The organism is Microbacterium excoecariae (assembly GCF_011326725.1).
Lineage (GTDB): Bacteria > Actinomycetota > Actinomycetes > Actinomycetales > Microbacteriaceae > Microbacterium > Microbacterium excoecariae.
Window position 1 is genome coordinate 192,068 of record NZ_JAANCO010000002.1, and the last position, 24,189, is coordinate 216,256.

The 24,189-nt window shown below is 72.7% G+C and carries 21 protein-coding genes; 14 read left to right on the forward strand and 7 right to left on the reverse strand.

What is annotated here, in order from left to right; all coding sequences use genetic code 11:
* Positions 1 to 3,666, forward strand: a complete 3,666-nt coding sequence (locus G8E01_RS12130; protein WP_338100825.1) for a multifunctional oxoglutarate decarboxylase/oxoglutarate dehydrogenase thiamine pyrophosphate-binding subunit/dihydrolipoyllysine-residue succinyltransferase subunit — start codon at positions 1 to 3, stop codon at positions 3,664 to 3,666.
* A gap of 110 nt (positions 3,667 to 3,776) precedes the next feature.
* On the opposite strand, the gene G8E01_RS12135 is transcribed toward G8E01_RS12130, so the two are convergent.
* A complete protein-coding gene (locus G8E01_RS12135) occupies positions 3,777 to 4,868 on the reverse strand; it encodes an NADH:flavin oxidoreductase/NADH oxidase (RefSeq protein WP_166320211.1) in 1,092 nt (363 codons plus the stop codon).
* A gap of 54 nt (positions 4,869 to 4,922) precedes the next feature.
* Between G8E01_RS12135 and G8E01_RS12140 the strand changes: the two genes are divergently transcribed.
* From G8E01_RS12140 to G8E01_RS12150, 3 genes are read left to right on the forward strand one after another with little or no spacing between them, the layout of a single operon-like run.
* Complete coding sequence (locus G8E01_RS12140; RefSeq protein ID WP_166320213.1) at positions 4,923 to 5,813, forward strand: ADP-dependent NAD(P)H-hydrate dehydratase; 891 nt, start codon at positions 4,923 to 4,925, stop codon at positions 5,811 to 5,813.
* Positions 5,810 to 7,084 (forward strand): glycosyltransferase 87 family protein, encoded by a 1,275-nt coding sequence (locus G8E01_RS12145; RefSeq protein WP_166320215.1) that lies wholly within the window; start codon positions 5,810 to 5,812, stop codon positions 7,082 to 7,084. Before G8E01_RS12140 ends, G8E01_RS12145 begins: the two co-directional genes overlap by 4 nt.
* Complete coding sequence (locus tag G8E01_RS12150) at positions 7,003 to 7,311, forward strand: thiamine-binding protein (protein ID WP_166320217.1); 309 nt, start codon at positions 7,003 to 7,005, stop codon at positions 7,309 to 7,311. Before G8E01_RS12145 ends, G8E01_RS12150 begins: the two co-directional genes overlap by 82 nt.
* A gap of 13 nt (positions 7,312 to 7,324) precedes the next feature.
* Here the strand turns inward: G8E01_RS12150 and G8E01_RS12155 are convergent, their stop codons facing one another.
* From G8E01_RS12155 to G8E01_RS12165, 3 genes are all read right to left on the reverse strand, one after another.
* Positions 7,325 to 8,509, reverse strand: coding sequence for an MFS transporter (locus tag G8E01_RS12155; RefSeq protein ID WP_166320370.1), 1,185 nt, complete (start codon positions 8,507 to 8,509; stop codon positions 7,325 to 7,327).
* 92 nt (positions 8,510 to 8,601) lie between these two features.
* Positions 8,602 to 9,804 carry a homoserine O-acetyltransferase MetX gene (gene metX, locus G8E01_RS12160; protein ID WP_166320219.1) on the reverse strand — a complete coding sequence of 401 codons (1,203 nt, stop codon included), beginning with the start codon at positions 9,802 to 9,804 and terminating at the stop codon, positions 8,602 to 8,604.
* A 66-nt stretch (positions 9,805 to 9,870) separates the two neighbouring features.
* The gene (locus G8E01_RS12165; protein WP_166320221.1) at positions 9,871 to 11,187 is read right to left on the reverse strand and encodes a bifunctional o-acetylhomoserine/o-acetylserine sulfhydrylase; all 1,317 of its coding nucleotides are present in this window, start codon (positions 11,185 to 11,187) and stop codon (positions 9,871 to 9,873) included.
* A 125-nt stretch (positions 11,188 to 11,312) separates the two neighbouring features.
* Here G8E01_RS12165 and G8E01_RS12170 point away from each other — a divergent pair, with 125 nt between their 5' ends.
* The 4 genes from G8E01_RS12170 to G8E01_RS12185 are packed head-to-tail and all read left to right on the forward strand — an operon-like array spanning position 11,313 to position 13,935.
* Positions 11,313 to 12,083 carry an SDR family oxidoreductase gene (locus G8E01_RS12170; RefSeq protein WP_166320223.1) on the forward strand — a complete coding sequence of 257 codons (771 nt, stop codon included), beginning with the start codon at positions 11,313 to 11,315 and terminating at the stop codon, positions 12,081 to 12,083.
* A gap of 37 nt (positions 12,084 to 12,120) precedes the next feature.
* Complete coding sequence (locus G8E01_RS12175; protein ID WP_166320225.1) at positions 12,121 to 12,630, forward strand: phosphoribosyltransferase family protein; 510 nt, start codon at positions 12,121 to 12,123, stop codon at positions 12,628 to 12,630.
* Between the two features lie 4 nt (positions 12,631 to 12,634).
* Positions 12,635 to 13,318, forward strand: a complete 684-nt coding sequence (locus tag G8E01_RS12180) for a uracil-DNA glycosylase (RefSeq protein ID WP_166320227.1) — start codon at positions 12,635 to 12,637, stop codon at positions 13,316 to 13,318.
* Positions 13,319 to 13,323: 5 nt separating this feature from the next.
* On the forward strand, positions 13,324 to 13,935 hold the full coding sequence (locus G8E01_RS12185) for a GNAT family N-acetyltransferase (RefSeq protein ID WP_166320229.1): 612 nt from the start codon (positions 13,324 to 13,326) through the stop codon (positions 13,933 to 13,935).
* Positions 13,936 to 14,414: 479 nt separating this feature from the next.
* Here the strand turns inward: G8E01_RS12185 and aspS are convergent, their stop codons facing one another.
* Positions 14,415 to 16,181: an aspartate--tRNA ligase gene (gene aspS / locus G8E01_RS12190; RefSeq protein WP_338100817.1), complete on the reverse strand. Its 1,767-nt coding sequence runs from the start codon at positions 16,179 to 16,181 to the stop codon at positions 14,415 to 14,417.
* A gap of 99 nt (positions 16,182 to 16,280) precedes the next feature.
* The gene (locus G8E01_RS13090) at positions 16,281 to 17,933 is read right to left on the reverse strand and encodes an FUSC family protein (RefSeq protein ID WP_166320233.1); all 1,653 of its coding nucleotides are present in this window, start codon (positions 17,931 to 17,933) and stop codon (positions 16,281 to 16,283) included.
* A 125-nt stretch (positions 17,934 to 18,058) separates the two neighbouring features.
* Here G8E01_RS13090 and G8E01_RS12200 point away from each other — a divergent pair, with 125 nt between their 5' ends.
* On the forward strand, positions 18,059 to 19,006 hold the full coding sequence (locus tag G8E01_RS12200; RefSeq protein WP_166320235.1) for a DUF368 domain-containing protein: 948 nt from the start codon (positions 18,059 to 18,061) through the stop codon (positions 19,004 to 19,006).
* A 21-nt stretch (positions 19,007 to 19,027) separates the two neighbouring features.
* Here G8E01_RS12200 and G8E01_RS12205 read toward each other — a convergent pair whose 3' ends face one another.
* A complete protein-coding gene (locus G8E01_RS12205) occupies positions 19,028 to 19,660 on the reverse strand; it encodes a histidine phosphatase family protein (protein ID WP_166320237.1) in 633 nt (210 codons plus the stop codon).
* A gap of 18 nt (positions 19,661 to 19,678) precedes the next feature.
* On the opposite strand from G8E01_RS12205, the gene G8E01_RS12210 reads away from it, so the two are divergent.
* Genes G8E01_RS12210 through ccsB form a run of 5 tightly spaced genes read left to right on the forward strand, consistent with a single transcriptional unit; the run spans position 19,679 to position 24,143 of the window.
* Positions 19,679 to 20,053, forward strand: coding sequence for a DUF3054 domain-containing protein (locus tag G8E01_RS12210; RefSeq protein WP_338100818.1), 375 nt, complete (start codon positions 19,679 to 19,681; stop codon positions 20,051 to 20,053).
* A 44-nt stretch (positions 20,054 to 20,097) separates the two neighbouring features.
* Positions 20,098 to 20,706, forward strand: coding sequence for a redoxin family protein (locus G8E01_RS12215; protein ID WP_166320239.1), 609 nt, complete (start codon positions 20,098 to 20,100; stop codon positions 20,704 to 20,706).
* Entirely contained in the window at positions 20,703 to 21,449 is a 747-nt protein-coding gene (locus G8E01_RS12220; RefSeq protein ID WP_166320241.1) for a cytochrome c biogenesis protein CcdA, read from the forward strand. The genes G8E01_RS12215 and G8E01_RS12220 overlap by 4 nt, the downstream gene beginning before the upstream one ends.
* The gene (gene resB / locus G8E01_RS12225; RefSeq protein WP_166320243.1) at positions 21,430 to 23,109 is read left to right on the forward strand and encodes a cytochrome c biogenesis ResB family protein; all 1,680 of its coding nucleotides are present in this window, start codon (positions 21,430 to 21,432) and stop codon (positions 23,107 to 23,109) included. The genes G8E01_RS12220 and resB overlap by 20 nt, the downstream gene beginning before the upstream one ends.
* A gap of 47 nt (positions 23,110 to 23,156) precedes the next feature.
* Complete coding sequence (gene ccsB, locus G8E01_RS12230; protein ID WP_166320245.1) at positions 23,157 to 24,143, forward strand: c-type cytochrome biogenesis protein CcsB; 987 nt, start codon at positions 23,157 to 23,159, stop codon at positions 24,141 to 24,143.
* Positions 24,144 to 24,189 lie beyond the last annotated feature (46 nt).

The following is a 24,189-nucleotide window of genomic DNA, read 5'->3' on the forward strand; positions in this document are numbered from 1 at the left end:
GTGTCGAGTCAGGTGACGGGTACCGGAACGTCGAGCGACGAGGAGTTCGGGGCCAATCAGTGGCTGATTAACGAGCTCTTTCGTCAGTACAAGGTGAACAAGGACACCGTCGACAGGGAGTGGTGGCCGGTGATGGAGAGGCTCGCTGAGGAGCAGGGCGGCGCAGCCCCGGCATCGGCGGCCCCCGCCAAGCCGCAGCCGACCCCGGCGCCGAAGCCGCAGGCGGCCCCCGCCGCCCCGCCCGTCGCCAAGACGACGGCGAAGCCCGCGGCGGCCGCGCCGATCCCCGCGGAGCCCGAGGCGAAGAAGTCGGCGGGCGACGCAGAGCCGGCGGAGGACACGGTCACCGTCATGAAGGGCATGACGAAGACGCTGGCCAAGAACATGGACCAGTCGATCTCGGTGCCCACGGCGACGTCGGTGCGCACCGTGCCGGCGAAGCTGATGATCGACAACCGCATCGTCATCAACAACCACATGTCCCGCACCCGCGGCGGCAAGGTCTCGTTCACGCACATCATCGGCTGGGCGCTCATCCAGGCGCTCAAGGCCTTCCCGAGCCAGAACGTGTACTACGCCGAGATCGACGGCAAGCCGAGCGTCGTCGCCCCGGCGCACGTGAACCTCGGCATCGCGATCGACCTGCCGAAGCCCGACGGCACCCGCGCGCTCATGGTGCCGAGCATCAAGAACGCCGAGGCGCTGACCTTCAGCGAGTACCTCTCGGCCTACGAGGACCTCGTCAAGCGCGCGCGGGCGAACAAGCTCACCGCGAACGACTTCGCCGGGACGACCGTGTCGCTCACGAACCCGGGCGGCATCGGCACGGTCCACTCCGTTCCGCGCCTCATGAAGGGCCAGGGCTGCATCATCGGCGCCGGCGCCCTCGACTACCCGGCCGAGTTCTCGGGCGCGAGCCAGAAGACGCTCAACGAGCTCGCGATCGGCAAGACGATCACGCTCACCTCGACCTACGACCACCGCGTCATCCAGGGCGCCGGATCCGGCGAGTTCCTGAAGGTCGTGCACCAGCTCCTCATCGGCGGCAACGGCTTCTACGAGGACATCTTCGCGGCCCTCCGGATCCCCTACGCCCCGATCCGTTGGAACGCCGACGTCTCGGTCGACATCGCGGAGCGCGTCGACAAGACCGCCCGCGTACAGGAGCTCATCAACGCCTACCGCGTGCGCGGCCACCTCATGGCCGACATCGACCCGCTGGCCTACTCGCAGCGCGAGCACCACGACCTCGAGATCGAGTCGCACGGCCTGACCTTCTGGGACCTCGAGCGCGAGTTCGTCACGGGCGGCTTCGGGGGCAAGCGCCAGGCGAAGCTGCGCGACATCCTCGGCGTGCTGCGCGACACGTACTGCCGCACGACCGGCATCGAGTACATGCACATCGCCGACCACGAGCAGCGCGAGTGGTTCCAGGCCAAGCTCGAGCGGCCCTACGAGAAGCCCGACCACGACGAGCAGCTCCGGATCCTCGGCAAGCTCAACCAGGCCGAGGCGTTCGAGACCTTCCTGCAGACGAAGTACGTCGGCCAGAAGCGCTTCTCCCTTGAGGGCGGCGAGTCGCTCATCCCGCTGCTCGACCGCGTTATCGACGGCGCGGCCTCGGCGGGCCTCGCTGGCGCGGCCGTCGCGATGGCGCACCGCGGTCGCCTCAACGTGCTGACGAACATCGCGGGCAAGACCTACGGCGACGTCTTCAGCGAGTTCGAGGGCGCCCTGCCCGGCAACAAGCGCGGATCCGGCGACGTGAAGTACCACATCGGCACGGAGGGCACCTTCACGGGCACCGACGGCAACGAGATCGACGTGTATCTCGCGGCCAACCCGTCGCACCTCGAGACGGTCGACGGCGTGCTCGAGGGCATCGTTCGCGCCAAGCAGGACCGGTACGAGAAGGGCACCTTCCCGTGGCTGCCGATCCTCGTGCACGGCGACGCGGCGTTCGCGGGCCAGGGCGTCGTCGTCGAGACGCTGCAGATGTCGAACCTCCGTGCCTACCGCACGGGCGGCACGGTCCACATCGTGGTGAACAACCAGGTGGGCTTCACGACGCTCCCGCAGGACGCCCGCACCTCGCGCTACGCGACCGACGTCGCCAAGACGATCGCGGCCCCCGTGCTGCACGTCAACGGGGACGACCCCGAGGCCGTCGTGCGCGCGGCGGAGCTCGCGTTCGAGTACCGCCAGACCTTCCAGCGCGACGTCGTCATCGACCTCGTCTGCTACCGCCGCCGCGGTCACAACGAGGGCGACGACCCGTCGATGACGCAGCCGCTGATGTACGGCCTGATCGAGGCGAAGCGCTCCGTGCGCCGGCTCTACACCGAGGCGCTCGTCGGGCGCGGCGACATCACCGAGGAGGAGTACGAGGCGGCCAAGGCCGACTTCCAGAACCGCCTCGAGGTCGCCTTCGCCGAGACGCACGCGGCCGAGACCGGCGCGATCCCCGTGGTCACGCCGGAGCAGATGCGCCCCGAGGTCGAGACGGAGCCCGAGGAGACGGGCGTCGGCGCCGGCGTCGTCGCGCAGATCGGCGACGCGCACAGCAACAAGCCCGAGGGCTTCACGGTGCACACGAAGCTCCAGCAGCTGCTGGACAAGCGCACGCAGATGAGCCGCGAGGGCAAGATCGACTGGGGCTTCGGCGAGCTGCTGGCCTTCGGGTCCCTCCTCCTCGAGGGCACGCCCGTGCGCCTCGTCGGCCAGGACTCGCGCCGCGGCACGTTCGTGCAGCGCCACGCCGTCTTCCACGACCGCGTCAATGGCCAGGAGTGGCTGCCGCTCGCGAACCTCGCCGAGGGCCAGGCGCGCTTCAGCGTGTACGACTCGCTCCTCAGCGAATACGCCGCGCTCGGCTTCGAGTACGGCTACTCGGTCGAGGACACCGAGGCGCTCGTGCTGTGGGAGGCGCAGTTCGGCGACTTCGTCAACGGCGCGCAGTCGATCATCGACGAGTTCATCTCCTCGGCCGACCAGAAGTGGGGCCAGGAATCGGGCGTCGTCCTCCTCCTGCCGCACGGCTACGAGGGCCAGGGCCCCGACCACTCGTCCGCGCGCATCGAGCGCTTCCTGCAGCTGTGCGGGCAGAACAACATGACGGTGGCGCGCCCCTCGACGCCCGCGTCGTACTTCCACCTGCTGCGCCGCCACGCGTACTCGCGCCCGCGCCGCCCGCTCGTGGTCTTCACGCCCAAGGCGATGCTGCGCCTGCGCGGCGCGACGAGCGAGGTTGCCGACTTCGCAGACGGCGCGTTCCGCCCCGTGATCGACGACGAGCGCCCGATCGACAAGGCCGCCGTGACCCGCGTGCTCGTGCACGCGGGCAAGATCCACTGGGACCTCGCGGCCGAGGTGCAGAAGAAGGACGACCCGCAGGTCGCCCTTGTGCGCCTCGAGCAGTTCTACCCGGCGCCCGTCGAGGAGCTCACGCGCGTGCTCGGGGAGTACCCGAACGCCGAGGTCGTCTGGGTGCAGGATGAGCCGGAGAACCAGGGCGCCTGGCCGTTCATCCAGCAGTGGGTGCAACAGGCGGTCGGCCGGAGCTTCTCCGTCGTGTCGCGGCCGGCGGCGGCCGCGCCCTCGACCGGATCCTCCAAGGTCCACGCGGTCGAGCACACGGAGCTCATGCGCCGGGCCTTCGCCCGCTAACCGGATCCGGCGTCCGCCGCCCGGCACCCCGGCTACCTAAGTCCACAATTCTCCGACAAGTCTCCGCGGTTCCCGCGGAGACTTGTCGGAGAATTGTGGACTTGTGGGTGTTAGGCGCGGGCCAGGGCGGGCGCGCGGTGGGCGCGGAGGTACTGCGCGGGCCACAGCGCCGCGGGGTCCTCGCCGAGCTCCGCCGCCGCGCGGAGGCCGAAGTGGGGGTCGCGCAGCCACTCGCGGCCCGCGAGGATGACGTCGGCGGATCCCTCCTGAAGGATCCGCTCGGCCTGCTCGCCCGAGGTGATGATGCCGACCGCGCCGACGGGCGCGCCCGTGACCTCGCGGACCCGGGCCGCGTGCGGCACCTGGTAGCCGGGGAAGACGTCGATCTGCTGGTGCGCGACGAGGCCGCTCGTGGAGACGTCGATGAAGTCGGCGCCGGCCTCACGCGCCCACGCGGCCACCTGCGCGACGTCGTCGGTCACGAGCCCGCCGTCGGCGGCGTCCGTCGCCGAGAAGCGCACGAGGAGCGGCACGCCCGCGCCGACCTCGTCGCGCACCGCACGCACGACGTCGAGCGTCAGGCGCGCGCGGTTCTCGAGCGCCCCGCCGTAGATGTCGGTGCGGTCGTTCGTGAGAGGCGACAGGAACTCGTGGAGGAGGTAGCCGTGCGCGGCGTGGATCTCGATCGCCCGGAAGCCCGCCTCGATCGCGCGCCCCGCGGCCTGGCGGAAGGCCTCGATCACCTCGCCCACGCGGCCGGCGGACATCGCCTCGGGCGCCGCGAACCCGTCGTACGCGACGGCCGACGGGGCCTCCGTCGTCCAGCCGCCCTCGGCCGCGGGGACGGATCCGGATCCCTCGGCGAACGGCGAGAACGTCGAGGCCTTGCGCCCGGCGTGCGCGAGCTGGACGCCCGCGACGGATCCGCGCTCCGCGATCGCGCGCGTGACGGGCCGCCACGCGTCGACCTGCGCGGCGTTCCAGAGCCCCGCGTCCTCGGGGGAGATGCGCCCCGCGGGCACGACCGCCGTCGCCTCGGCGATCACGAGCCCGGCGCCGCCGGACGCGAACTGCGCGAGGTGCACGTGGTGCCAGTCGTTTACGACCCCGTCGACGGCGCTGTACTGGCACATCGGCGCGACCCAGAGCCGGTTCCGGAAGGTGACGTCGCGGATCTCGAGGGGCGTGAAGAGCTGGCTCATGGGGGCCTTTCGACGTGGAGGATCCGCTCCGCGAGACGCCGATAGTCTGGCGGCATGCCGGGCGGATTCGAGTGGGGCGACAACGAGTGGGTGGCATCCGATGCCGCGAGCGTTCTTCGCGTGCCAACGCACGGCGATCACAAGTATTCCCGCGGCGTCGTCTCGCTGCTGACCGGGTCCGAGGAGTTCCCGGGCGCCGCCGTCCTCTCGGTCGAGGGCGCCACGCGGGCGGGCGTGGGGATGGTGCGCTGGTTCGGCCCGGATCCCGTGGGCCAGCTCGTCCTGCAGCGCCGCCCCGAGACCGTCACGGAGGCGGGGCGCACGGACGCGATCGTCGTCGGATCCGGCATCGACGGCCGCACGCGCGACGAGGCCGCGACCCGCACGATCCTGGGCATGTTCGCGCTGGGCGCGCCCGTCGTCATCGACGCCGGCGCGCTCGATCTCGCCCCGCGCGCCGTGGGCCCGTTCGTCGTGACCCCGCACGATCGCGAGCTGCGGGAGGTGCGGATCCCGCTCGGCCTCGGCGTCGACGACATCGACGTGGATCCGCTGCAGGACCGGCTCGACGGCGGCTTCCGCGAGCGCGTGCTCGTGGCGCGCGAGACGGCCGTCGGCGTCGGCGGGGTCGTGCTGCTCAAGGGTGCCGAGACGATCGTCGCGACGCCGGGCGGCTGGTGGACCGTCGTGCGCACCGGCACGCCGTGGCTGGCGACGGCGGGCACGGGCGACGTGCTCGCGGGCGCGATCGGCGCGATCCTCGCGGGCGCCGCCGCGCGCGATCGCGCCCGCGAGGTCGACGTCGAGGAGCTCGGCCCGATCGCCGCGACGGCCGCCTGGCTGCACGGAACGGCGGGCCGCATCGCGGCGGGACCCGGCCGGCCGATCGCGGCGCTCGACGTGGCCGAGGCGCTCCCGGCCGCCTTCGCGGAGGCGTTCGCGTGACCCACGGGCGCCGCGTGCGCCTTCTCACCTGCTGGGCCGCGTTCCTCGCGGCGCACGCTCTCGCGATCGCCGCCGGCTGGCTGTGGCCGAACCAGCCCATGGGCGACACCTACCTCGTCTACGAGCCGTGGAGCCGGGCCGCGCTCGAGGGCGCGTACGTCCCCGGCCTCACCGAGGACTGGGTCTACCCGCCCCTGGCGCTGGCTCCCATGCTCCTCGCCCATACGCTCGTGTGGTTCTCGTCGTACGCGGCCGCGTGGGCCGCGCTCGCGACGGCGCTCGACGTCGTCGCGTTCGCGCTGCTCGTCGGCCGCGGGCGTTCGCGGGGCCGCGTCGCCGCGGGCGCGTTCTGGGCCGCGTTCGTCCTGCTCCTCGGCCCCGTGGGTCTCTTCCGCATCGACGCGGTGACGGTGCCGCTCGCGGTCCTCGCGGCGCTGTGGCTCGGATCCCGCCCCGCCGTCGCCGGCGCGCTCGTCGCCGCGGGCGCGTGGATCAAGGTGTGGCCCGCGGCCCTCGGCCTGGCCGCCGTCGTCGCGCTGCGCTCCCGGGGTCGGGTCGCACTCGGGGCCGTCGCGGTCTCGGCCGCGGTGGCCGGGGTCGTGCTCCTCGCGGGCGGCGGGGCGCACCTCGCCAGCTTCGTCACGACGCAGGGGGAGCGCGGCCTGCAGGTCGAGGCGATCGCGGCGACGCCCTTCGCGCTGGGCGCGGGGGGAGCCGTCGTCGCCTACGACACGGAGATCCTGACCTACCAGGTGTACGCGCCGGGCGTCGGCGCCGTCGCCGCGGCCCTCACGCCGCTCATGGCGATCGTCGTCGCCGCGATCGCGGCGCTCGGGGCGTGGCGGATCCGCGCGGGCGCGGACGCGCGCGCCGTGCTCCCGCCGCTCGCGCTCGCGCTCGTCGTCGCGCTCATCGCGACGAACAAGGTCGGATCCCCGCAGTTCCAGACGTGGCTCGTCGCGCCGGTCGTGCTGTGGATCCTGTGGGACCGGCGCGCCGCGCGCACTCCCGCCGCGCTGGCGCTCGCGATCGCCGGTCTCACGCAGCTCTTGTACCCGATCGCGTATCACCTCGTGCTCGGGGGCGATAGCGTGGGGCTCGCGGTCCTCGCCCTGCGCAACGTCCTCGTGGTCGCGCTCGGGGTGTGGGCCGTGGTCCGCCTGATCCGCACCCCAGCCCCGGGAGTCTCATGCTCGTCGCCTTCTCCGTCGCCCCGTCCGGAACCGGCCGCGCCGACGCCTCCGTCCACGACGCCGTCGCCGCGGCCGTGAAGGTCGTGCGCGAGTCGGGCCTGCCGAACCGCACCTCGAGCATGTTCACGGAGATCGAGGGGCCCGACTGGGACACGGTGATGGGCGTCGTCAAGCGCGCGACGGAGGCCGTCGCTCCCTTCGGATCCCGCGTCTCGCTCGTGCTGAAGGCCGACATCCGCCCCGGATACGCGGGGGAGATCGACGGCAAGCTCGAGCGCCTCGAACAGGCGATCGACGAGGCGTAGCGCCCGCCTGCGGTCAGGCCGCGGCGGGGATCCGCACGCGCCGCTCCGCCGCGAACGCGACGGCGGCGATGACGAGGCCCGCGAGCGCGAGGCCGATGCCGAGCCAGGCCGGCGCGACGTAGCCGAAGCCCGCCGCGATGACGGCGCCGCCGAGCGCCGCGCCGAGGCTGTTGCCGATGTTGAGCGCGGAGTGGTTCAGCGCCGCCCCGATCGCCTGGTGCTCGGCGGCGACGTCGAGCAGCCGCAGCTGGATCGCGGGCGTGACGACCTGACCCGCCACGCCGAACACGAACAGCGCCGCGACGAGCGCGACCGTGAAGGGCGCGAGCACGGCGACGAGGGCGGAGGTCGCGGCGAGGGATCCGAGGCTCACGAGGAGCGTGCGGCGCACGCTGATGTCCGCGAGCCGGCCGCCGAGGAAGTTGCCGACGAACATGCCGCTGCCGAGCGCGACGAGCGCGATCGGCACGACCCACTCGGGGGCGCCCGCCGCCTCGGTCACGAGCGTCGAGACGTAGCTGTAGACGGCGAAGAACGCGCCGAAACCGATGGCGCCGATCGCGATCGTGAGCCACACCTGGGGGATCCGGAACACCCCGAGCTCCTGGCGGAACGTGCGCCCCACGTCGCCGGGGTGCGGCGGGACGAAGCGCCAGCACATCACGAGCGCGACGGCGAAGACCACCGCGACGACGACGTACGCCGCGCGCCACCCGAAGACCTGGCCGAGGAAGGTGCCGGCGGGAACGCCCACGACGTTCGCGACCGTGAGGCCCGACATGACCATCGCCACGCCCCACCCGCGCTTGGTCGGGCCGAGCAGCTCGCTCGCCACGACCGCGGCCATGCCGAAGTACGCCCCGTGCGGCAGGCCCGCGAGGAAGCGGCACAGCGCGACCAGCTCGAACGTCGGCGCGAGCACCGTGAGGGCGTTGAAGACGAGGAGCGCGGCGGCGAGCGCGATCATGACGCGGTTGCGGGGGAACCGCGAGACCACCGCCGCGATCGTCGGCGCGCCAAGGACGACGCCCAGCGCGTACAGGCTGATGAGGATCCCCGCCTGGCCGATGGCCTCTTCCGGGCTCGCCTGGTAGGCGGCGGGGAGGAGATCGCTCGCGATGTCGGGCAGGAGCCCCATCGAGACGAACTCCGTCATGCCGATGCCGAATGCGCCGATGGCCATGGAGAGGAGCGCCATCGTCGCCGCACCCCTCGACGCGAGGGTCGAGGAAGTCACGGGGACAGACTACCGGTCGCCGGCGGGCCCGGCGGCCAGCCGGCGTCCAGCTCTCACGCGAGCAGGGCGCGGAGGTGGTGGCCGAGGACGTCGGTCTCGATGAGGAACCCGTCGTGCCCGAAGTCGCTCGAGATCACGATCGCGTCGTCTCCGTGGATCGTGGATCCGATCCCGCGCGCGATCCGGTGCTGGCCCTCGAGCGGGAAGAGGCGGTCGGTGTCGATGCCGACCACGAGGGTGCGGGCGGTGACGCGGCCGAGCGCGTCCTCGATGCCGCCGCGGTCCCGGCCGACGTCGTGCGAGTCCATCGCCTCGACGAGCCGGATGTACGTGTTCGCGTCGAACCGGCGCGTGAACTTGTTGCCGTGGAAGTCGAGGTAGGACTCGACGGCGAATCGGCCGCCGTGGCCCAGGGGGCTCACGTCCGACTGCCACGAGCGCTGGAAGCGCTGGTTGAGCTCGACGATGCCGCGGTAGTTCAGCATGGCCATGCGGCGCGCGAGCGCGAGCCCGCGGTGCGGGCCGTCGCCCGCGGCCGCCTCGTAGTACTCGCCGCCCGCGAAGCCGGGGTCGATCTCGATGGCCTCGAGCTGCGTGGAGTTCAGCGCGATCTGGTCGGCCGTGTTTGCGGGCGGCGCCGCGATGACGGCGAGCCGCTCGACGCGGTCCGGGTGCGTCGCGGCCCACTCGAGCGCGTGCATGCCGCCCATGGATCCGCCGACGACCGCGGCCCAGGATCCGACCCCCAGCCGGTCGGCGAGCGCCGCCTGCGCGGCCACCTGGTCGCGGATCGTGACGTACGGGAAGCGGGACGCCCAGTGGTCGCCGTCCGGGTGGATGCTCGCGGGGCCCGTGGATCCCTGGCAGCCGCCGAGCATGTTGGGGGCGACGACGAAGTAGCGGTCGGTGTCGAGCGGCGCGCCGGGCCCGACGATGTCCTCCCACCAGCCGGCGGTCGGGTGGCCGGGGCCGGCGGATCCGCGCACGTGGCTGTCGCCCGTGAACGCGTGCAGCACGAGGATCGCGTTCGACGCGTCGGCGTTCAGCTCGCCCCACGTCTCGTAGGCGAGCCGCATGTGGGGGAGGACGCCGCCCGTCTCCGTGGCGAAGGACCCGAGCCAGGCGAACTGGCGGGACCCGGCGGGGTCGCCGTCCTGCCAGGCGCCGGTCGCGGGCGGCCGCCCGGCCATGAGTCGGGTGTCGGCCTCCGTCACGGGGGCCGACGGCACCGTGTCCTCGGAGATCTGCCAGTCCATCGGATCCATTCTGCCGTGTCCGCCGTGGTGGCCGGACACACCCGCCCGCGCGCCGGGCGGCGGCCGTCAGCGCGCGTCGGAGATGGCGCGCGCGGCGGCGAAGGCCTGCTCGAGGTCGGCCGTGAGGTCGGCGACGTTCTCCAGGCCGATCGAGAGCCGCACGAGCCCCGGCGTGACACCGGCCGTGAGCTGCTGCTCGGGCGTGAGCTGCGAGTGCGTCGTCGAGGCGGGGTGGATGACGAGCGAGCGGACGTCGCCGATGTTCGCGAGGTGGCTGAACAGCTCAAGCGCGTTGACGAACGCGCGGCCCGCGTCCACGCCGCCCTTGAGCTCGAAGGACAGCACGGCGCCGACGCCCGCGGGCGCGTAGCGCTGGGCGGCGCCGAACCAGGGCGACGAGGCAAGCCCCGAGTAGTTCACGGTCGCCACGTCGGGGTGCGCCTCGAGCCACTCCGCGATCTTCTGCGCGTTCTCGACGTGGCGCTCGATGCGCAGCGACAGCGTCTCGATGCCCTGGATCAGCTGCCAGGCGTTGTTCGGGGCGATCGCGGCGCCGAGGTCGCGCAGCAGCTGCACGCGCGCCTTCGTGATGTACGCGACGCCGTCGCCGAGCGCGCCGGTGTAGCTGACGCCGTGGTACGAGGGATCCGGATCCGTGAGCTCGGGGAAGCGCTCGGCGTGCTCCGACCACGCGAACCGCCCGCCGTCGACGACGACGCCCGCGACGACCGTGCCGTGGCCCGCGAGGAACTTCGTCGCGGAGTGCACGACGATGTCGGCGCCGTGCTCGAACGGGCGGATGAGGTAGGGCGTCGCGATCGTGTTGTCGACGATGAGGGGGAGGCCGCTCTCGTGCGCGACGTCCGAGACGAGGCGGATGTCGAGGACGTTGACCTGCGGGTTTCCGATCGTCTCGGCGAAGAACAGCTTCGTGTTCGGGCGGACGGCGCGCCGCCACTCCTCGGCGTCGTCCTGGTTCTCGACGAACGTGACCTCGATGCCGAGCTTCGCGAGCGTGTACTTGAAGAGGTTGTAGGTGCCGCCGTAGATCGAGCTCGACGAGACGATGTGGTCGCCCGCGCTCGCGATGTTGAGCACCGCGAACGTCTCCGCCGCCTGGCCGCTCGCGACGAGCAGGGCGCCCGTGCCACCCTCGAGCGCCGCGATGCGCTGCTCCGCGACCTCCTGCGTCGGGTTCATGATGCGGGTGTAGATGTTGCCGGGCTCCGCGAGGGCGAAGAGGTTCGCGGCGTGATCGGAGTCGCGGAACACGTACGCCGTCGTCTGGTACAGCGGCGTCGCGCGGGCGCCCGTGGTGGGATCCGGGCGCGCGCCGGCGTGGATCTGCTGGGTCTCGAAGTGCCACGAGGCGGCGTCGGTCATGGGATCCCTCTCGCTACGGGTCGGTCAGGCGGCGGCGATGCCGGCGGGTTCGAGCGTACGTCTCCGGCCGGGGGGCGCCAAGGTTCCGGAAACCCGGCGTCACACGCCCCCAGTACGCTGGATCCATGACGCGACGCGCAGTGGTGACGGGAGCAAGCTCGGGCATCGGCAGGGCGACGGTCGTCGCCCTCCGGGAGCGCGGCTGGGAGGTCACGGGCGTCGCGCGCCGCGCGGACCGCCTCGCCGCGCTGGCCGAGGAGACGGGCGCCGACGTGTTCGCCGCCGACCTCACCCAGCAGGCCGACATCGACGCGCTCGCCGCGTACCTCGGCGGCGGGCCGCTCCACAGCCTCGTGCACATCGCGGGCGGCGCGCTCGGCGCCGACCGCGTCGAGGACGGCGACCCCGACGGCTGGCTGCGGATGTACGAGATGAACGCGCTGTCGGCCCAGCGCCTCGTGCGCGCCCTCCTGCCGCAGCTGCGCGCGACGGCCGCGGCGGGCCCCACGCACGCCGACACGCTGTTCCTCACCTCGACCGCGGCGCAGACCGCCTACCCCGGCGGCGCGGGCTACAACGCCGCGAAGGCGGCCGAGTCGATGCTCGTGGCGGCCCTGCGCCAGGAGCTCGCGGGCGAGCCGATCCGCGTCATCGAGATCGCGCCCGGCATGGTCCACACGGAGGAGTTCTCGCTCGTCCGACTCGGGTCGGCCGACGCGGCCGACCGCGTTTACGAGGGCGTCGAGAACCCCCTCACGGCCGACGACGTCGCCGACGTCGTCGCGTACGCGCTGACCGCGCCCGGCCACGTCAACCTCGACCTCGTGACGCTGCGCCCCGTCGCGCAGGCCGCCCAGCACCTCGTGCACCGCGGCCCGCTCGCCCCGCGCGCCTAGCGGATCCGCCCCTTTCCGACACACAAAGGACATCACCGTGGCAGACGACTTCCTCGAGCGCGAGATCCTCACGTGGGACGGCTTTGGCCGCGCCACGCGCGACCTCGCCCGGACGATCCTCGCGGCCGGGTTCGAGCCCGAGGTCGTCGTCGCGATCGCGCGCGGCGGCCTCCTGCCCGCGGGCGCCATCGCGTACGGCCTCGGCGCGAAGAACTGCGGCGCGATCAACATGGAGTTCTACACGGGCATCGGCACCGTGCTCGACGCGCCCGAGGTGCTGCCTCCCGAGCTCGACATGAACTATCTCGACGGGCGGCGCGTGCTGCTCGTCGACGACGTCGCCGACTCGGGGCGCACGCTGAAGATGGCCGTCGACCTCCTGCGCGAGAAGGGCGCCGACGTGCGCTCCGTGACGATCTACACGAAGCCCGCGACGATCATCCAGCCCGACTTCGCGTGGAAGGACACGGACCTGTGGATCAACTTCCCGTGGTCCGCCGACGGCACGGTCGCCGAGGAGGACGCGGGCCTGCCCGCGAGCGCCTGACCCGATGACCGCGGAGATCCTCGCCGGGCCCGTAGACGGCGGGCGCATGGACGCGGGGTGGGCCCGCGCGCTCGCCCCGGCCGCGCCGCGGATCGCGGCGCTCGGGGAGCGGCTGGCGGCCGGCGCGGATCCCGTCCTCCCCGAGCCCGAGCGGGTGCTGCGGGCGTTTCGCGAGCCGTTCGACGACGTGCGGGTGCTGATCGTGGGGCAGGATCCGTACCCCACGCCGGGCCACGCGATCGGCCTCGCCTTCGCGACCGCGCGCGACGTGCGGCCCGTGCCGCGGAGCCTCGCGAACATCTACCGCGAGCTGGAGGACGACCTGGGGATCCCCCGGCCCGCCCACGGCGACCTCTCGAGCTGGGCGGCGCAGGGCGTTCTGCTCCTCAACCGCGTGCTCACGGTCGCGCCCGGGGCGCCCGGATCCCACCGCGGCCGGGGCTGGGAGGAGGTCACCGAGCGCGCGATCGAGGCGCTCGTGGCGCGCGATCGCCCCCTCGTCGCGATCCTCTGGGGCGCCGACGCGCGCCGGCTCGCGCCGCTTCTCGGATACACGCCGCGGATCGAGTCGGCGCACCCCTCGCCGCTGTCGGCCCGGCGCGGCTTCTTCGGATCCCGCCCCTTCTCCCGGGCCAACGCGCACCTCGTCGAGCAGGGCGCGGATCCGGTCGACTGGCGGGTAATCTGACACCCATGCTCCCGGAGGAATATCAGAAGCGCCGCCGCCTGCCGCGGCACCTGCGGAAGAGCCCCGAGGCGGAGCGCCCGTTCGCGTACGCGATCCGCCCCGCGGAGAAGCGCGACATCCCCGACATTCGGGAGATCTACAACTACTACGTGACGAACTCGGTCGTCACCTTCGACGAGAAGCGCTGGACGCACCGGCAGTGGGTGGAGAAGTTCGACCACATCCGCAAGCTCGGCCTCCCGTTCCTCGTCGCGGAGTCGCCGTCGGGCCAGATCCTCGGCTACGCGCTCGTGTCGCCGTGGTCGGGCAAGTCGTCGTACCGCTACACCGCCGAGAACTCGATCTACCTCGGCCCGACGGCCGTCGGCAAGGGCCTCGGCGGGGCGCTGTTGGAGGCGCTCATCGCGGCCAGCGAGGACTTCGGCCTGCGCCAGATCGTCGCGGTCATCAGCGACAAGGGCGCGGAGGGATCCATCGCGCTGCACCGCAAGTACGGCTTCGAGGAGGTCGGGCGGATGGGGCGCGTCGGGTTCAAGTTCGGCCGCTGGCTCGGCGTCGTGCACATGCAGAAGCAGCTCCCGAAGAAAAAGAAGAAGCGCCGCGGCCTGTTCGGCTGACGGCCGCGGTGTCGCCCCCGTTCCGCGGATCCGGGTGCTGATGTGCGATCTGAAGCGGGGGATTGGCGCTCGGGTCGCGCAAAAGCACCTGCGGGGCGGGCCGAGGTGCATATGCGCGATCTGGGGCCGAGGTACGGCGTTCGGGTCGCGCAAAAGCACCTGCGCGGGCGGGCCGACGTGCTTTTGTGCGATCCGAAGCGGGGGCGTGGGCTCCGGGTCGCTCAAATGCACGGAGGTGCTGCGGATCCGGGTGCATATGTCCGATTCGAAGCGGGGGCGTCGAGTCCAGGTCGCTCAAACGCACCGTGGGGTGGCGGATCCGGGTGCTTTTGTGCGATCCGAAGCCGGGGTGCGGCGCTCGGGTCGCTCACATCCACCTGCGCGGGCGGGCCGACGTGCATATGCGCGATCTGGGGCGGGGGCGTGGTGCTCGGATCGCGTACATGCACCTGCGCGGGAGGGGCGACGTGCGAGGCGGATCAGTCCTCGTCGGGCTCGTAGTCGACGCCGGCCTCGGCGCGCTGCTCGGGCGTGATCGGGGCCGGGGCGGCCGTCAGCGGGTCGAAGCCGTTGCCGGTCTTGGGGAACGCGATGACCTCGCGGATCGAGTCGGCGCCCGCGAGGAGCGACACGACGCGGTCCCACCCGAAGGCGATGCCGCCGTGGGGCGGGGCGCCGAAGGCGAACGCGTCGAGGAGGAAGCCGAACTTCTCCTGTGCCTCGGCCTCGCCGATGCCCATGACGTCGAACACGCGCTCCTGCACGTCGCGGCGGTGGATACGGATGGATCCGCCGCCGATCTCGTTGCCGTTGCACACGATGTCGTAGGCGTACGCGAGCGCCTCGCCCGGGTTCGACTCGAAGGAGTCGAGCCACTCGGGCTTCGGCGACGTGAACGCGTGGTGCACGGCGGTCCATGCGGAGTTGCCCAGGTCGACGTCGTCGTCCTCGCCCGTCGGCTTGAACAGCGGCGCGTCGACGACCCACACGAAGGCCCAGTCGCCCTCGCGGATCTGGCCGGTGCGCTTGGCGACCTCCACGCGGGCCGCGCCGAGCAGCGCGCGCGCGTCGTTCGTCGATCCCGCGGCGAAGAACACGGCGTCGCCCGGCTGGGCGCCCGTGATCTCGGCGAGGCCCGCGCGCTCGGCGTCGGAGAGGTTCTTCGCGACGGGGCCGCCGAGGGTGCCGTCCTCCGCGAACGTGACGTACGCGAGGCCCTTCGCGCCGCGGGACTTGGCCCAGTCCTGCCACGCGTCGAACTGGCGACGGGGGAGCGAGGCGCCGCCGGGCATGACGACGGATCCGACGTACTCCTGCTGGAAGACGCGGAACGAGGTCTCGGAGAAGTACTCGGCGAGCTCGACGATCGCGTTGCCGAAGCGCAGGTCGGGCTTGTCGGATCCGTACAGGCGCATCGCGTCGGCGAAGGTCATGCGGCGGATCGGGGTCTCGATCTCGACGTCGATCAGCTTCCACAGGGCGCGGACGATCTCCTCGCCGAGCGCGATGACGTCCTCCTGGTCCACGAAGCTCATCTCGATGTCGAGCTGCGTGAACTCGGGCTGGCGGTCGGCCCGGAAGTCCTCGTCGCGGTAGCTGCGGGCGAGCTGGTAGTAGCGCTCCATGCCGCCGACCATGAGGAGCTGCTTGAACAGCTGCGGCGACTGGGGGAGGGCGTACCAGGAGCCCGGGTTCAGGCGGGCCGGCACGAGGAAGTCGCGGGCGCCCTCGGGCGTCGAGCGCGTGAGCGTCGGCGTCTCGATCTCGATGAACTCGTGCCCGTCGAGCACGGCGCGGGCCGCCTGGTTGGCCTTCGAACGCAGGCGCATCGCGGCGGCGGGCGCCGGGCGGCGCAGGTCGAGGTAGCGGTGCTTGAGGCGCGCCTCCTCGCCGACCGTCTCCTGCCCGTCGAGCGCGGTGGAGACCTGGAAGGGCAGCGGCGCAGACTCGTTGAGCACCTCGACCGTGGTCGCGATGACCTCGATCTCGCCCGTGGGGAGGTTGTCGTTGGCGTTGCCGTCCGGTCGCGCCGAGACCTCGCCGGTCACGAGCAGCACGAACTCGCTACGCAGAGGGTGCGCGATCTCCTCGTCGCGGATGACGACCTGCGCGATGCCCGAGGCGTCGCGGAGGTCGATGAACGCGACGCCCCCGTGATCGCGGCGCCGATCGACCCATCCCGCGAGGGTGATGGTCTGGCCGATGTGCGCGGCTCGCAGGGAGCCGGCCGGGTGAGTGCGCAGCACGGAGGATCCTCCTCGAAAAAACGGTGTTTCGCCCATCCTAGGCGGCCGGGCCCGCGCCGCCTGCGCGGACACTGAAGCCGCGGATCCGGCGCCGCGCTCCTACCGGGGGCCGCCGGGGGCCTCGAGCGCCGCGAGCGCGCGATGGGCCTGGCGCTCGACGTCGATCACGCGCGCCTCGTCGACCGCGTGGGCCCACCACTCGCCGTCGGACTGCTGGAACGAGCGCCGGAGCCGGGCGAGGCCCGAGATCAGCCCGCGGCGCGCCGCCTCGCGCGCGGCGGGGTCCGCGCCGTCGGCGGCGGAGCGCGCCCCCGCGGACGCGCGCTCGAGGTCGTCGGCGAGCTCCTTCGTGCGGCGGCGCACGTGGCCGTTGCGGATCGCGAGCGCGGCGGCGAGTCCGAGCGCGGATCCGATCAGGGTGTCCAGCAGCCGGTCGACGACGAGCTCCGGGACGGGGGCCGCGCGCCCGAACTCGCTGATGATGAGCGCCATGGGCGTGACGACGATCTGGCCGACGAGGTAGCTGCGCGGGATGAGGAACTCCGCGGTCGCGTTGAAGACGAGCACGAGGACGGCGGCGACGAGCGGATCCGTCAGCGCGACGGGCGCGACGAGCGCGAACAGGCACACGCCGAGCACCGCGCCGATCGTCCGCTGCGGCGCGCGGCGCCACGTCAAAAGCAGGTTGGGCTGGATGAGCGAGGCCGCCGTGACGACCGCCCAGAACGGGCGGCCGACGCCCACGAGGTGGGCCATGACGGCCGCCGCGGCGCACCCGAGGAGCACCCGCCAGAAGAACGGCGCGTGCGGCGAGCCCGGGCGGAACGCGGCGAGGATCGGGTGCCGGTCCGCGAACGCGCGGGGCGCGGCCCGCTCGGCGTGGGCGCCGGCGATCTCGGCGCTCTCGTCGGCCGTGAGAGGCGCGGGCGGAAAGGGGCCGCGCCCGCGGCGGATCGCGCGCGCGTCGGCGCGGGCGCTCCCGGCGGACCCGCGGACGGTGGGGTCCGTCAGGACGCGCTCGGCGGCGACGATGTGCGCCTCGAGGGCGCGCCGCTCGGCGCCCGTCGCGCCCGACATCGCCGCGGCGCCCCACGCGTCGTGGATTGCGGCGGCGAGGGTCCGCCGCGCCTGCGCGACGTGCGGCGCCTCGTGCAGCGCGCCCGCCGCGAGGAGCATGCGCGCGAGGGTGCGCCGCTCGGGGCCGCGCCGGTTCCACAGCGCGGGCGCCATGACGACGAGCCAGGCCACGACCCCCGCGCCCGCGATGAGCGCGACGTGCACGGGGATCTCGGCCCAGGACTCGCCCACGAAGAGGAAACCGGAGAAGAGGAAGGTCGGGATGATCGCGCCGGGCGGGCCGACCCGCGAGGCCTCGACCGCGACCTTCGTCACGGCGGCGAACACGCTCGCGGCGGCGATGAGCGCGAGCGTCGAGGTGAGCGCCGCTGACAGCGCGAGCGCGACGGCGCTGCCGAGCACGATCGCCGCCACGAGACCCGCGTGCGTGCGGGCGCGCTGGGCGTAGGGCAGGCCGTGCCCGAACAGCGCCGTCATCGACCCGGCGAGCGTGTACACGACGAGCTCGATGTGGCCGGTCGCCCCCAGCGCCGCGACCGGGATGAGCCCCGCGACGAGGATGCTCGCGGATCGCAGGATCCACGCGTCGTGCGGCAGGCGCTGCATGCGGAGCGTCACAGCGCCTCGCAGATCGGGGCGGATCCGGATGGCATCGGTGAGGGGCTGGCGCGGCACGCTGCCAGCGTATTCCCGTCACATGGACGGGGGCTGGCCCCCGCATGCGCGCGGCGAGGGGGATCCTCCCACGCGCGCGCACTAGTGTGCAGGGGCACACGTTCCCCGCGAGAGGCCCCGTTTCGATGACTTCTGTCGTGTCCCGCTCCCGCCGTCTGGCCCGGAGCCCGCTCGACGCCCTGCGGGGCTTTCTCATCGGGCTCGCGGAGCTCGTCCCCGGCGTCTCCGGCGGCACGGTCGCGCTCGTCACGGGCGTCTACGAGCGCGCCCTGGCCTCCGCGCACGCGATCGGCCGGGCCGGGAAGGCCCTCGTGTTCGGCCCCGACCGGATCCGCTCCGCGAAGCGCGCCGCGGCCGGGATCGACGGGTGGCTCCTCGTGCCGCTCCTCGTCGGCATGGCGATCGCCGTCCTGTTCGCGGCGGGTGTCGTCGAGGAGCTCGTCTCCGCGCACCCCGAGAACGCCCGCGGGCTGTTCTTCGGGCTCGTCGCCGCGAGCATCGTCGTGCCCTTCCAGCTCCTCCCGCGCGCTCGCGGCGGCGCCGGCCGGCGCGCGGGCGACGTCGCGCTCGTCGCTGTGCCCGCCGTCGTCGCGTTCTTCCTCGTCGGCTTCGCCTCGAACGGCGCGCTCGACGACCCGCCGATGTGGTTCGTGTTCGTCGCGGCCGCGATCGCCGTGTGCGCGCTCGTCGTGCCCGGCGTCTCCGGCTCCTTCTTCCTCCTGGCCGTCGGGCTGTACGCGCCCACGCTGCAGGCCGTCGACGAGCGCGCGCTCGGCTACATCGCGGTGTTCGCGGCGGGCGCCCTCGTCGGTCTCGCGACCGTCGTCCAGGTGATCACGGTGCTCCTGAACCGCTTCCGCCGCGGCACGCTGCTCGTCATGGCGGGCCTCATGCTCGGATCCCTCCGGGCGCTTTGGCCGTGGCAGGGCGGCGCGGGCGGGGCCGACGGCCACGGCACGCTCCTGGCCCCGACGGATCCGCTCGGCCCCGTCCTCTTCGCGATTCTCGGCGCCGCGGTCGTCCTCGCGCTCATCGCCGTCGAGCACGTCGCACTGCGCCGCGCCGCGCGGTAGCGCCCGCCCCGCGCAGGGGCCTCAGACCGCGCCGAGGTCCACGCCCGCGCTCGCGGGCTCGGCGTAGGCGACCTCCGCGAAGCCCGTGGGGCCGGATCCGTCGCGCACGAAGCTCGTCACGCTCGAGAGCGCGCAGCGGCGGGTCGTGGGGGAGTGCGCGAGCTTCTCGCCCGCGACCGCGAGGTGCGCGACCCAGATCGGCGCCTGGTGGGAGACGATCACGACGTCGCCGCCGTCCGCCGCGTCCCACGCGGCGTGCATGCCCGCCACCATGCGCTCGGCGATGTCGGCGAACGGCTCGCCCCAGCTCGGCCGGGAGGGGCGCAGGAGGTAGCGCCAGTACCGCGGCCGGAGCACGGCGCGCTTCATGCGCGTGCCCGCGAACGCGTTCCAGGGCTCGATGACGCGCTCGTCGAGGGTCGGGGTGAGGTCGAACTTCTCGGCGAACGGCCGGCCCGATTCCCGCGCGCGCTGCAGCGGCGACGTGACGAGCGCGGACACCTCGCGCCCGAGCCCCGCGACGTGGTCGGCGGCGGCCTCGGCCATCGCCGCGCCCGCCGGGCTCAGGCCGTACCCGGGGATCCGCTCGTACAGGATCCGGTCGGGGTTGTGGACCTCGCCGTGTCGGACGAGGTGCAGGCGGGGCGCGGGCATGGGGCCTACGCTACCCGGGTGACCTCCCCCCGCCCGGCCCTGTGGCCCGCCGCCCTCGCGGCCGACCTCGTCCTCGTCGTGATCTTCGCCGCCGTGGGCATGCGCAGCCACCACGGCTCCTTCTCGCTCGTCGCGCTCGCCGAGACGGCGTGGCCGTTCCTCGCGGCGGCCGTTCTCGGCTGGCTCGTCGCGCGGGGCTGGCGCCGGCCGACGGCGCTCGCGACGGGGGTCGTGGTGTGGATCCTCGCGGCGGGTGGCGGGATGATCCTCCGCGTGGCCACGGGCGGCGGATTCGCGTGGTCCTTCCTCGTCGTCACGCTCGTCGTGCTGGGCGCGTTCCTCGTCGGGTGGCGGGCGATCTGGGCGCTCGTCCGGCGCGCGCGCCGGGCGTAAGCGGGCACACAGCCAACTCTTACTACGGCACGTAGAATTGCCGCGTGCCCCCCGCAGCCCCCCTTCGCCGTGCCGCCGCGGCGGTCGTCGCCGTCGTGCTCGGCGCCTCCCTCGCGGCCTGCAGCAACGATCCCGTCGCCGAGCAGTACCTCTCGGGCGACAACAAGGGCTACATCGCGGGCGACTTCCGCGTCGACGAGATCGCGCCCGACGAGCGCGGCGAGCCCGTCGAGTGGGCGGGCGAGACCGAGCACGGCGAGGAGCTCACGAGCGCGGACACCGCGGGCGGGGTCACGGTCGTGAACTTCTGGTACGCCGCGTGCGGGCCGTGCATCGTCGAGGCGCCCGACCTCGAGGCGGTGTGGCAGGAGTACCAGGGTGACGAGGTCTCCTTCGTGGGCGTCAACACCTACGACCAGGCCGACACGGCCCGCGCCTTCGCGGCCGACAACGGCGTGACCTACCCGAGCATCATCGACGTGAACACGGGATCCGTGAAGCTCGCCTTCGCCGCCGCGACGCCGATCCAGGCGACGCCGACGACGCTCGTGCTCGACCGCGAGGGCCGCGTCGCGGCGCGCATCATCGGCAAGCTCGAGGGGGCGTCGATCCTCTCGACGCTCGTGCGCGAGACGCTCGAAGAGACCGCGTGAGCGTCGAGCAGATCATCGGGGCGGGGACCCTCTGGGCGGCCCTCCCGATCGCGCTCGCCGCGGGCCTGCTGTCGTTCCTCTCGCCGTGCGTGCTGCCGCTCGTCCCCGGCTATCTCGGCTTCATTTCGGGGGCCGTGGCGCCGAACAGGCAGCCCGGATCCGCCTCGCGGGGCCGCCTCGTCGGCGGCGTGCTGCTGTTCATCGCCGGCTTCACGGTCGTGTTCATGGCCGTCAACATCTTCAGCGGCGGCGCGGCGGCCTTCTTCCTGCGCTATCAGGACCTCATCACGCGGATCCTCGGGGCGGTCGTCATCGTCATGGGCCTCGTCTTCCTCGGGCTCTTCCGCGTCATGCAGCGCCAGGTGAAGCCGAACCTCTCGGGCGACCTCGGCCTCGTCGGGGCGCCGCTGCTCGGCCTCGCGCTCGGCATCGGCTGGGCGCCCTGCATCGGCCCGACCCTCGCCGTGATCATGAGCCTGTCCTGGAACACGGGCGATCCGTGGCGCGCCGGCATCCTCGGGCTCGTGTATTCGCTGGGCCTCGGGATCCCCTTCCTCCTCGTGGCGCTCGGCTTCGGGTGGGCGACCCGAACGGTCACGTTCTTCCGCCGCCACGTGCGCGCCATCAACGTCATCGGCGGATCCCTCCTGATCCTCCTCGGCGTGCTGATGGTGTCCGGCGTGTGGACCCTGCTCATGTCCCGACTCCAGGTGGTGATCGGCGGTGTCGAACTCCCGCTCTGACCTCACGCAGAATTCGAGCGCGGATCCGCGCCGGCCCGACGACCACGTCGACGCGTCGCCGCAGCCGGTCACGCAGCCGAAGCTCTCGCTCGTCGGGTGGCTGCGCTGGGCGTGGCGCCAGCTGACGAGCATGCGCACCGCGCTCGTGCTGCTCCTCCTGCTCGCGGTCGCGGCGATCCCGGGGTCGATCTTCCCGCAGCGCATGGCGAACCCCAACGGCGTCACGCAGTGGGAGTCGGACAACCCCGACCTGTTCCCCGTCCTCGACGCGCTGCAGCTGTTCGACGTCTACTCCTCGGCGTGGTTCTCCGCGATCTACCTGCTGCTGTTCGTGTCGCTGATCGGCTGCATCCTGCCGCGCACGAAGCACCACCTCGGCGCCCTCCGCTCCCGCCCGCCGCGCACCCCCGCGCGCCTGGCCCGCCTCGCGGACCACCGCGTCGAGGAGGCCGAGGACGCGGATCCGGCGCGCGCGATCGAGCTTGCCGAGAAGCGCCTGAAGCGCCAGGGGTACCGCACCGAGCGATACGACCAGGGCGGATCCCTCTCCGTCTCCGCCGAGCGCGGCTACCTGCGCGAGACGGGAAACCTCGTCTTCCACGCCTCGCTCGTGGGGATCCTCGTCGCGGTCGGCGTGGGCGGCCAGTTCGCCTACACGGGCCAGAGCGTGATCACGGAGGGCACGACCTTCGTCAACTCGCTGCTGAACTACTCCTCCATGAACAAGGGCCGCCTGGTCGCCGACGACGCCCTCGCGCCGTACGCCATGACGCTCGACTCGTTCGACGTCACCTACGTGCCCGCGGGCGAGAACGGCGCCGGCCAGGCCGGGGACTTCTCCGCCAACGTCACGGTGCGCGACGCCTCGGGCGAGGAGAGCGAGGACGCCGTGCGGGTGAACCACCCGCTGCACGTCTACGGCGACGCGATCTACCTGCTCGGCAACGGCTACGCCCCGACGATCGTCGTGCGCGACGCCGACGGCGAGATCATCTACAACGAGTCGGTGCCCTTCCTGCCCCAGGACAGCAACATGACCTCCCTCGGCGTCGTGAAGATCCCCGACGGGCTCGACGAGCAGATGGGCCTCGTCGGCTTCTTCTATCCGACGCAGTACGAGCTCGCCTCGGGCGCGTTCTCCTCGGCCTACGGCGACCTCGTCAACCCCGTCCTCACCCTCAATGTCTACGTCGGGGACCTCGGCATCGACGACGGCACCCCGCGCTCGGTGTACACCCTCGACCCGACGGGCATGGAGCAGCTCACGGGCGGCGAGACGGGAACCGACTCCATCGAGCTGTCGCCCGGTGAGACGATGGACCTGCCGAACGGGCAGGGGACCGTCGAGTTCGTCGACGAGACGCCGGAGGGCGCCGACCCCGCCGAGGTCGGCTACACCGAGTCGGTCAAGCGCTACGTCTCGCTCCAGGTGCACCACGACGCCTCGACGATCTGGGTGCTCACCTTCGCGATCCTCGCGGTGCTCGGGCTCCTCACCGCCCTGTTCATCCCGCGCCGCCGCATCTGGGTCAAGGTCACGCCCCACGGATCCGGGGCGACGATCGAGTACGCCGGCCTCGCGCGCGGCGAGGACCCCGCCATCGCCCGCGCCGTCGACGCCCTCGCCGACCAGCACGGCCGGGACCTCCGCGCCGGATAGCCGCGGATCCCGCCCCCACGCCCGCCCTCGTTTCCTAGGATCGTTGCATGCTCCCCGATCACGCCGTCGCCCTCGACACCTGGTCCGTCATCTCGCTGTGGACCGCGATCGCCGTCTACGCGCTCGCGTTCATCGCGTACGCCGTCGACCTCGCCCGGCGTTCCGAGGCGTCGGTGCGCATGAAGGACCGCCGCGCGGAGCTCGTCGCGGCCGGGGGCGGATCCGCCCTCGCGGAGGAGCCCGCGGGCGGGGATCCGGCGGTGCCGCACAACCCCGTGATGGCGCGCATCGGCACGACCCTCACCTGGATCGCTTTCCTCCTGCACCTCGCGGCCGCCGTCATGCGCGGCATCGGCGCGGGCCGGGTGCCGTGGTCGAACATGTACGAGTTCGCGATGATGGGCACCCTCCTCGTGACGGGCGTGTACCTCGGCGTGCTGTTCTGGAAGGACCTGCGCTACCTCGGGGCGTTCATGACGGGCCTCGTGACGGTGCTGCTCGGCGCCAGCTCGATGTTCTACGTCGAGATCACGCCGCTGATGGATCCGCTGAAGTCGGTGTGGCTCGTCATCCACGTGTTCGTGGCCTCCCTCGCGACCGCCTTCCTCGCGCTCGGCTTCGCGCTGAGCGTGCTCCAGCTCCTGCAGGCCCGGCGCGAGCGCCGCGCGGTCGAGGACGAGAGCCTCGCGACGAAGAAGAGCCTCTTGCGCACGCTGCCCTCGGCCGAGGCGCTCGAGGGCCTCGCGTACCGGTTCGCGATCGTCGGGTTCATCTTCTGGACGTTCACCCTGATCGCCGGATCCATCTGGGCGCAGGACGCGTGGGGGCGCTACTGGGGCTTCGACACGAAGGAAGTGTGGACCTTCATCATCTGGGTCCTGTACGCGGGGTACATCCACGCCCGCGCGACGCGCGGCTGGCAGGGCACGCGGTCGGCGTGGCTGTCGATCGTCGGCTTCGTCGCCGTGCTGTTCAACTTCACGATCGTGAACATGTTCTTCGAGGGCCTGCACGCCTACAGCGGCCTCGAGTAAGGCGCCCTCTCGCCCGCGGCGGGGACCGGAGCGGTCCCCGCCGCGG